This is a genomic window from Candidatus Polarisedimenticolia bacterium (assembly GCA_035764505.1).
In the GTDB taxonomy this organism is placed as follows: domain Bacteria; phylum Acidobacteriota; class Polarisedimenticolia; order Gp22-AA2; family AA152; genus AA152.
In genome coordinates this window covers 1-9,028 of sequence record DASTZC010000212.1, presented here as the reverse complement: position 1 = coordinate 9,028, position 9,028 = coordinate 1, and the positions used below count along the sequence as shown (strand labels likewise).

The 9,028-nt window shown below is 65.8% G+C and carries 7 protein-coding genes; 3 read left to right on the top strand and 4 right to left on the bottom strand.

What is annotated here, in order from left to right:
* Nucleotides 1-1,634, top strand: a 1,634-nt coding sequence (locus VFW45_13975) for an APC family permease (GenBank protein HEU5181892.1), incomplete at its 5' end; no start/stop codon positions are given.
* Between the two features lie 127 nt (nucleotides 1,635-1,761).
* Nucleotides 1,762-4,014 (top strand): hypothetical protein, encoded by a 2,253-nt coding sequence (locus tag VFW45_13970; protein ID HEU5181891.1) that lies wholly within the window; start codon nucleotides 1,762-1,764, stop codon nucleotides 4,012-4,014.
* 132 nt (nucleotides 4,015-4,146) lie between these two features.
* Here VFW45_13970 and VFW45_13965 read toward each other — a convergent pair whose 3' ends face one another.
* Nucleotides 4,147-6,192, bottom strand: a complete 2,046-nt coding sequence (locus VFW45_13965; protein ID HEU5181890.1) for an ATP-binding protein — start codon at nucleotides 6,190-6,192, stop codon at nucleotides 4,147-4,149.
* Between the two features lie 150 nt (nucleotides 6,193-6,342).
* On the opposite strand from VFW45_13965, the gene VFW45_13960 reads away from it, so the two are divergent.
* Nucleotides 6,343-7,425, top strand: coding sequence for a hypothetical protein (locus tag VFW45_13960; protein ID HEU5181889.1), 1,083 nt, complete (start codon nucleotides 6,343-6,345; stop codon nucleotides 7,423-7,425).
* Here the strand turns inward: VFW45_13960 and VFW45_13955 are convergent.
* The 3 genes from VFW45_13955 to VFW45_13945 all read right to left on the bottom strand — a co-directional run.
* Entirely contained in the window at nucleotides 7,422-7,643 is a 222-nt protein-coding gene (locus VFW45_13955) for a hypothetical protein (GenBank protein ID HEU5181888.1), read from the bottom strand. The two genes, VFW45_13960 and VFW45_13955, sit on opposite strands and share 4 nt — an antisense overlap.
* Before the next feature lie 61 nt (nucleotides 7,644-7,704).
* Nucleotides 7,705-8,496 (bottom strand): SDR family oxidoreductase, encoded by a 792-nt coding sequence (locus VFW45_13950; GenBank protein HEU5181887.1) that lies wholly within the window; start codon nucleotides 8,494-8,496, stop codon nucleotides 7,705-7,707.
* Nucleotides 8,497-8,511: 15 nt separating this feature from the next.
* Nucleotides 8,512-9,028, bottom strand: a 517-nt coding sequence (locus tag VFW45_13945; GenBank protein ID HEU5181886.1) for an NUDIX hydrolase, incomplete at its 5' end; no start/stop codon positions are given.

Genomic DNA, 9,028 nt, shown 5'->3' with positions numbered 1-9,028 from the left:
TGCCCCTGGCCTTCGCCGTGGCCGCCTTGCTGCTGATCGTCGCCATCTCCTACCGGCAGACGATCTATGCCTACCCTTCCGGCGGCGGGGCCTACATCGTCGCCAAGGACAACCTGGGAGTCGGGCCCGGGCTGGTGGCGGGCGCGGCGCTGCTGGTGGATTACGTCCTGACCGTCGCGGTGAGCGTCGCCGCGGGCGTGGCGGCGATCACCTCTGCATTCCCCGCCCTGTTCCATCATCGCGTCGCCATCGGCGTCTCTTGCGTCGCCTTCATCACGCTGGCCAACCTGCGGGGAATCCGGGAATCGGGCGCGCTGTTCGCGCCGCCGACCTACTTCTTCATCGGCAGCATCGCCGTGCTGCTGCTGACCGGCTTCTTCCGGGCGCAGATCCTGGGGATGCCGCCTGCGCCGCCTCCCGCGATCCAGGCGGTGGAACCGATCACCATCTTCCTCCTGCTGCGCGCCTTCTCTTCGGGATGCACGGCCCTCACCGGGGTAGAGGCGATCAGCAACGCCATCCCCGCCTTCCGTGCGCCGGAGTCGCGCAACGCCTCGATCACGCTGGGCTGGATGGCGGCGATCCTGGGATCCCTCTTCCTCGGGATCACCCTTCTCGCGCACCGGCTCGACGTGGTGCCACGCCCCGAGGAGACCGTCCTGTCGCAGCTCGCCCGCACGATCTTCGGAACCGGGGTCTTCTATTACCTGGTACAGGCCTCCACCGCGATGATCCTGATCCTGGCGGCCAACACCAGCTTCGCCGACTTCCCGCGCCTGGCCTCGTTTCTGGCGCGCGACGGCTTCCTGCCGCGCCAGCTGGCCAATCGCGGCGACCGGCTGGTCTTCTCCAACGGCATCATCGTCCTGGGGCTGCTGGCGTCGCTGCTGATCGTGATCTTCCGCGGCAGCACGCACGCCATCATTCCTCTTTACGCCGTCGGCGTCTTCCTCTCCTTCACCCTGTCGCAGCTCGGAATGGTGCGGCACTGGTACGCCACGCCGGAGCGCGGCTGGCAGATCAAGATGCTGATCAACCTCACCGGCGGGATGACCACCGGGGTGGTGATGATGGTCATCGCCGGGACCAAGTTCGCTCACGGCGCCTGGGTCGTCGTCATCCTGATCCCGCTGATGGTCTTTGCCTTCAAAGGGGTCAAGCAGCACTACACCACGGTGTCGAAGGAGCTGTCGCTGGAAGGTTTCCGCCCGAAGGCGCCCACGGGACACCAGGTCGTCGTGATGATCTCGGGGGTGCACCGCGGCGTGCTCGAAGCGCTGCAGTACGCGCGCGCCATCTCCCCGAACGTCACCGCGGTTTCCGTGGAGATCGACACGGAGGCGATGGAGAGGATCCGGGAGAGGTGGAGGCAATTCGGCATGGGGATTCCTCTCACCGTCCTCAAGTCGAATTATCGCTCCGTGGTGAGACCGCTCCTGGAATACATCGATGACCTGCGCGAGAAGAACCCGAACCAGGTGATCACGGTCGTTCTTCCCGAGTTCATCGCCTCCCGCTGGTGGCATCATCTCCTGCACAATCAGACGGCCTTCCTCATCAAGGGGGCCTTGCTGTTCCGGCCCGGAGTCATCGTCACTTCCGTCCCGCACCATCTCTCCCGGAAAAAGAAATAGGGCAGGCTTGACGTCGGTCCTCGCGAAACGGTAGCCTCCCTCCAACCCATCCGGCCCCGTCGCTGCCTTCGGGCGAACACCCGCGCCGCGGGGATGAAACGGCCTTCGCTTCGGGAGATCTTCCGGAATGCGCTCTCGGCGTCTGCAGTGGCGCGCCCGATGTCTCATCACGCTTCTCCTGGCTTGCCTTTCGCCGCCGGCATCGCCCAGCCCCGAGGAGCCGAAGCAGGCACCCTTCATCCAGCGCGAGGAGGTCCGCTTCGTGACGCTGGACCTCCTCGTCGAGGACAAGCGCAGCGGGCACTGGCGCCGCACCACCGACCTGCGCCAGGAGCAGCTCAAGGTTCTCATGGGCGGCAAGGAGATCCAGCTCGATTCCTTCGAGGGCCACTGTCGACCATCGACTGGCTTCGGGGAAGCTACGGCACGCCCCCCCGACGCGCAGGAGGCGGAAGGCACGGCGCAGGAGGCGCAGAAAGCACCCCCGGAGGGCGCCGACACCGAGGTGCATCGTTACATCCTCTACTTCGATCTCGAAAACCTGACGCTGGCCGGACGAAACAATTCCTTCCGTGCGGCCTCGGAGTGGGCTGAGAAATCGGTCCAACCGCAGGACGAGGTGATGATCATCACCGGCGGGCTGAGCCTGCGGATCGTCCGTCCTCTCCTTCCCGCCTCGCAGCACCTCAAGGAAGACATCCAGGCGGCCAGCGCCGATTTCAGCGCCGTCGACACCTGGGCTGACGGGGAGCGCAACCGTATGGATGAGGTCAAGGCCGCCGTGAAAGCCGATCGGGCTGAGGGGCGCATGTCCCACCAGGCTGAGATCCTTGCCGACGGCTATGCCGCGCTCGATTATGACGTCGCACGCCGAGGGCTCGAATACGCACACACCGTCATGGCGATGTACGAGTCAGTTCCCGGGATCAAGAATCTCATCTTCTTCTCCGAAACGCTCCGACAGGTGCCCGGCAGCATGTATCTGCCCCCGCCGACCGTCATTTCGAAGGGCGGTGTTCAGCCCGATCGCCGGGCCCTTTCCGACGTGGTGGCGCCGATGCAGCAGCTGGCGCGCGAGGCCAGCGACAAGAACGTGCGCATCTACGCCGTGCAGGCAGGTGCGCTCGAAAAGGCGGTGGAAGATCCGATGACCTTCCTGTCCACCGAGACGGGAGGCGCTCATATCGAGGGGACGAACCGCCTGGCCGGCGTCTTCGATCGCGCCCGTGAGGACCTGGAGTGCTTCTATCGCATCGGTTTCCGTCTGCCCGCCCGGCAGTCGGGTCAGACCGAGCGGATCTGGGTACGCATCCCGGAGGATGAGTCGAAGTACCGGCTGCGCTATCGCCGCACTCTCGATGACCCGAGCCGCGAGCAGCGGGACGAAACATCCATTCGCGCGGCCTTTCTGCGCCCTTCCGCAGCCAAAGGATTCCCTGTGGGGATGGAGGTCAAACTGCTGAACCACGAGGAGCATGGCGCCCGCTTCCGCGTCCAGATCCTGATGCCCCTGGAAGGATTGACGGCGCTTCCTGGGAGCGACCCGGCGCACCGCGAGGTCCGGGTCGAGGTGGGAGGAATCGTCGTGCCGCTGAGCAAGACGGCCGACGTCTCGGGGCTGATGGAGGACGCCGATGTCTGGTCGGATGTGGCGGTCTCGCGCAAGAGCCTCAAATTCTCGCGGCAGGCGACGCTGCAGATTCCATCGGCGCCCCCGGGAACGCCGCGGGGACGCAAGGCGGGGTTGTATACGCGCGAGTTCCTGGCGCCCCCGGGGCGCTATCGTCTCGTGTTCGTTGCGAATGACCTGAATGGCCATACGGTAACGGCAGCGGTGGCCGAGTTCGAATCGGGTGCGCCAGTCTCTCCTCTTGCGGGGGCGATGCTCGGGTTCGAAGGACACGACCTCATCCCGCTCCCGGCCGAGGATCCGAGCGCTAAGAAGGAAACGGCCTGGAGCGGAAAAGAACTCGAGGATGCCAGCCCCGAGATTGACGCCGGCTTGCTGCTCGCCGCGCGTCCCGGCATAGGTACGGAGCGCAGCCTGTGGGCGGTCTACGAAGTCTGCCGCCGCGACGCGCAGGCGACCGCGGCATCGAAGCGGGTTGCCAGGACGTCAACCTCCAGCTCATGGCGGCTGGACAGAATGCTCGATTGCATGGGGAAAAGCCTGGAGCTTCCTGCTCTGCCCCTGACTCCGCCGGCCGGCGAGGCGCCCTGCATCGTGCTGCACGAGAAAGTCCCTTCCTCCGAGCTGCCGCAGGGAACCTGCCGACTCTCCGTCATCCTGAGCCAGGACGGCAAGGTCGAGCCGACCCGCGAGCTCGAGTTCACTGTCCTTCCCGCTCGTCCCGAACCCGCCCCGACAACCTCCCCCTGAGCGGATCGGCCGAAACGCGGGGAATGCTGCGATGGACCTCCAGGCAATCGCTGTGAGGCCAGCCGCCTGGATCGCGAGGCGCGCTGAGGAACGAGGCGCAACGAAGCGACCCGGGATGAATCGAGGCTCGCTTCAGCTTCTAGAGAAGATTTGATCGAGGGTTTCGCGGACAGACTGCAAGTCGAAAGGCTTGCTGAGGCAGGGACAACCGGTCTTCTTGAAGAAGTCCTGGGCCGCCGGATTTGCCGTGTCGCCGGTGGAAAAGACGAAGCGGTGGGCCATTTCCGGCCTCTTGCGACACACGGTATCGTAGAGACCGGAGCCGTCCAGTCCCGGCATCTTCAAGTCGCTGATGATCGCGTCGTAACCGACGTGCAGAATCTTGTCCAGCGCCTGCCGCCCGTTGCGGGCCGTCTCGACGCGATGACCGGCGATGCTGAGCACTTCGTTGAGCAGCTCGACGATCATCTCCTCATCGTCCACCACCAGGATGTTGCGCGGCATGGGCGGCGGAGCGGGTCGCGCCGGCTTGCGTGACAGCTCTTCTTCCGGCACCTCCAGGATCGGCAGCTCCACGGTGAAGGTGGTCCCCTTCCCCACCAGACTCTCCACCTTGATTTGTCCGCCGTGCTCCTTGATCAGGCCCTGCGAGAGGCTCAACCCCAGGCCGGTGCCTTCGCCCGCGTCCTTCGTCGTATAGAACGGCTCGAACACCTTCTCCATGAGGGCGGCGGCGATTCCGGGGCCCGAGTCGGTGATCCGAATCAGGATCTTCCCTTCCTCCGCGAACGTCGAGACCTTCAGGGAGCGAGCGCCGCGCACCTGCAGCATCGCCTGGTGCGCGTTATTGATGATGTTCAGCAGCACCTGCTCGATCTGATGGTCGACCCCCAGGGTTCGTGGAAGTCCGGCCGCCAGGTCCAGCTCCACCTCGACGTTCCCCAGGCGAAGGTCGGTGGTCCGAAGGTCGAGCACGCTTTCAACCAGCTCATTGACGTCGATCACCTTCCGCTCCGGCTTCGTCTTGCGCGCGAATGCCAGCAGGTGAGCGACGATCTGCTGGCAGCGTTTCGCCTCGCGCAAGACCCTCTGGAGGTCCCGGTCCACTTGCGGATTGGAGTTGTTCTTGACCCCCAGCTCGCTGAAGCCGAGGACCCCCGAAAGGGCGTTGTTCAGCTCGTGCGCCACGCCGGAGACGGTCTGCCCGAGGGCCGCGAGGCGATCCGAGTGGACGAGCTGCTCCTCCGTCTTCGCCCTGCGGTAGCGCTCGCGCCGCAGCTCCCGCAGAAGGTGGTTGCGCTCCAGCGTCGCGGCGGCCACCGCCGCCATGGTGCGCACCGCCGCGAGAGGACCGGGGGGAACGATCCGCTCGCTCGTATCCAGCATCAGGGTCAGGTAGCCTAGCGGCTTCTCGCGCGAGCCGACCAGCGGGACGAAGGAGCTGCGCGAATCGGCGAGAATCGGCGGCGTCCCGTTCAGGCCCTGAAACAGCAGCCTCAAGCCCTCCGGGCCGGGCGCTTTTTCATGGAAGGTGTTGATCTCCTCTTCCGCGAGCCCGGTGAAGAACCACTGGTAACCTTCCAGCTCGGCGTCCACCAGCGTCAGAACGGCACGCCGGTAGGGAGTCACCCGGCGGATCGCCTCGAGCAGCCCCCGGCAGGCGCGCTCCGAATCCTCCGCCTGCGAGAACTTCGAAGCCGCCAGGATCGCGTCGCTCCAATCCGATTCCCGCGAGGCGTCCCGCGCCGCCGCCATGACCGAGGCCAGCAAGCCCGAGACGCGCTCCAGGCAGCGGACCGATTTCCATTCCAGGGAGTTCAGGTCGCGCCGCCCGACGATGGCCACCGCCATCAGCTCGCCGCCGTGGAACAGCGGCACAAAGCCGGCGTCGCGGATGCCGGCCTTGTAGAGCATCTCCTCCTCGGCGAAGTGGGTCTCCTCTCCGATGGCGGAAAGGAGACGCGCCCGCCGCTCGGTGGCCGACCGGGAGGTGCATGACCCCTGGGCCGGGATAAAGGCTTCGGTCAGAGCAGGAGCTTCGGGATAGGCGCCGGCCAGGGCGAAGCCGCTGCCGTCGGCCAGCGGCAAAGCGAAGACGATGCGGTCGCACGGGGCAATCCGGAGGATTTCGGCGGCCAGGAAGCGGTAGGGGCTCTCCGTTTGACGGTTTCCTGACACCCCTTGCCCCCCACCTTCTATCAAATACACGTCCCGTGAGAACCCGTGGGAATATAGGTTTCGATATCCTGACCGTCAAGAAATCTTGGATTGACCTGGCAGGGAGGAATGGTTTAGGTTGAGGACGCACTCCTGAGAGGGAACGCCTTCATGATCCGCAAGGTTTACCTTCGCCTGCTGAGCGAGGATCGCTATTTTCTCCTCGCGCGCGGCGCGGGACTTCCGCAGAAAATCCACACGCTGCTGAACCGCGAGCCGCCACTGTACCGGCGCGTCTTCCGCGCGATGCGCGACGCGGCGCTGCTTCCCGAAACGAACCTGGGCCCCGCGGTGGCCGCCGCATGGACGCACCTGTCGCGGCGCGCCTATCCGGGAGAACGGGCCGAGATTTTGCTGGCGCTCGCCAAGGACCCCGCCTACGCGCGGCTGCGGCTCCATTCGATGGCGCGCAAGTATGCGGAGCCGACGCTTCTCGCCTCGCGGCTGTTCATGAGCCCTTCGCAGGTGAACAAGGTCTACCTTGAAGGGAAGCAGGGATGGTCGCTCTACTGCGCCTACGGTCGAAAGGTGACCAAGCGGCCGCTCTGGTTCATCGCCTACCAGCTGGCGGCGCTGACCGGCCGCAACTCTGACGCGCATCGCTTCGGCGCCGTCGTGCGGCTGCTGGAGCGGCGGCCCTACAGCTACTTCGAGCTGACGCGCCAGCTCGGCCAGCACTGGCACCCGGCATCGCGCGAGCTGGTGCGCCGGCTGCTCATCTATCCGCTGCAGGGGAAGTACTACCTGAACGGGCGGCTCGGAGAGCTGTTCCTCGGACAGTACGAGGACGCAGTGGCGCGCGGCATCAGCATCGAGAGACGGCGCTGGGTGGATGGGAAGTGCGAGATCCGCTACAGCGACGGGCGCGCCCACGCCATCGGCGTCACGGATCTGGTCGGGGGACTCTACGATCTGGCGGGAGTTCTCGGGGGGAAGGACGCCTATGGCTTCCGGGAGATCCTGCGCTTCCTGAAGAACAACCGCGAGTTCACCGAGGACCGCCTGCGGCTGGAATCAGGCCGGCGCGACGTCTCGTATCCGCTGCAGAAGCTGATGGACCAGGGGCTCGTGGTGGCCCTGGAAGGCGAAAAGTACCGTCTGACCGTTCCGCTCGACACCTCCGTGCGCTACTACGAGATGCTGCTGCGTCCGACCCCGCCCAGCCGGCCCAGGGCCGTGGAGGCTCGCCTCTAGGTCGTCGCCGCGGGGGTGCCTTCTTCGGGCTTCGTCTCCGTTGCCTTCGCCTTGGCTTTCGCGCGCGCTTCCATCTTGAGGACGGTCCGGCGGCTGCGCTGCGCCCGCTTGATCCGCTTGCGCGTGGTGCGCTGCTGCTCCGAGCTCATCTTCTCGCCGCCGGAAGCCAGCTTCTTCTTCAAACGATCAATCCGCTCCTTCAGCGTTCCTGCTTTCACCAGACTCTCCTCCTGTTGGGTCGTTTTGTGTGGAGATAATCATCCCACAAATCGACACCCGTCATACAAGCGCCCGAATGTGGCCCCCATCCGCCAGGATGGAGACGCCCGTAATGTAGCCCGCCTTGTCGGAGGCGAGGTAAGCGATCAGATCGCCGATTTCTTCCGGCTTCCCCAGGCGTCCCACGGGGATCGCCTTCTTCCATTCCTCCCGGACCTGGGCCGGCATGACGCCGCGCTTGGCCGCCAGGTTCTCCGCAAGCTCGTCGAGCCGCTCCGTTTCGGTGTAGCCGGGACAGACACAATTCACTGTAATCCCGAAGGGCGCGACTTCGCCGGCGAGCGTCTTGAGAAAGGCGGTCAGCCCGGTGCGGTAGGTGTTGGACAGCAGCAGATTTTCCGCGGGCTGCTTCACGGTGAGCGACGTGATCGTCACGATGCGTCCCCAGCGTTTTTCCTTCATGCCGGCAAGGACCTTGCGGCAGAGGGCCACCGGTGCTTCCAGGGTGAGCCGGTAGGCCGGCTCCCACGCCGATTCCGGAGTGTCCTGGAAATTCCCCGGCGGTGGCCCGCCCGAGTTGTTCACCAGGATGTCCGGGGCTCCCCACTGGCCGCGGAGCTTCTCCAGCATTGCGTCGAGCGCTTTGCCGTCGGTCACGTCGGCCGCGAAGGGCAGGATCTTGCCGCCCGTCGTGGATTCGATCTCGCGGGCCGCCGCCTCCACGCGGGCGAGGCTTCGCGAGCAGATTGCGACCCTCGCTCCTTCCCTCGCCAGTGCTGCGGCCGTCGCCTTCCCCAATCCAGCGCTCGCCCCGCACACGATGGCGATCTTCCCTTGGATGCCCAGGTCCATGAGGATGCTCCTGTGTCAGCGTTGTTCGAGGCGCGCCAGGGTTTCCATGACCCGGCGGTGCAGGTAGGCGCGATAGCGCAGCCCCGCCGAGTGCGACGAGTCCAGGGCTTTCGCGATCGGGCCGGAGAGCTCGCTCAGCGCAACCCAGCGGGCTTCGCGGATCTCTTTGTGGTCGGTGGGCGCCAGGTCGGTGGTGAGCGGCTCGGCGGTGAAGACGTGCGTCGTCCAGAGGACCGAGTCGTCGTGATGCCGAAAGTCCACCTTTTCGCGCAGCAGATAGCGCTGCAGGCGGATGGTGATGCCCAGCTCCTCGTTCACCTCGCGGGCAATCCCATCCTCCATCGACTCCTCCGGCATGACCCCGCCGCTCGGCGCGCGGAAGACCCCCGGGGGATAGCTATGCTTGGCGATGACCGCCAGATCGTCGCCCCGCCGGACGTAGAGCGTGACGTCGTGCGCCCGCCCACGCGTCTGGGTCCTCTTCAGGAGGGACCACTCCCGGTCGCCCATCTCCACGGTAATGCGCTCCTCA